This window comes from Pleomorphochaeta sp. DL1XJH-081, assembly GCF_049310885.1.
GTDB lineage: Bacteria > Spirochaetota > Spirochaetia > Sphaerochaetales > Sphaerochaetaceae > CAYZJV01.
On the sequence record NZ_JBMDYO010000055.1, the window covers coordinates 1 to 282 of the forward strand.

Annotated in this window: 1 tRNA gene; it reads right to left on the minus strand. The window is 48.2% G+C overall.

The features are described from left to right. Positions 1-90: 90 nt before the first annotated feature. Positions 91-164 (minus strand) — tRNA-Ala (locus tag ACODJP_RS13885). Positions 165-282 lie beyond the last annotated feature (118 nt).

A 282-nucleotide genomic window follows, 5' to 3' on the forward strand; every position in this document is an offset into this window, starting at 1 on the left:
CTAGGCATCCTCCGTGGACCCTTATTCGCTTGACCATATTATTCTGTCGATCCCTTCGCTATTTATGTTAAAAAAACAAATTATTCGCTTTGGAGGCAAGGGGACTCGAACCCCTGACCCTCGGCTTGCAAAGCCGATGCTCTAGCCAACTGAGCTATGCCCCCGACTAAAAAAAAGATAAGCAGAAAGAGAGAAGTAACGGTACAAGGGGTATGTTCGGTAGACTTTCACTACCGTGGCCAACGGCCTGTTGGTGGTCAGAACCTGTGAATGGTTCCAACC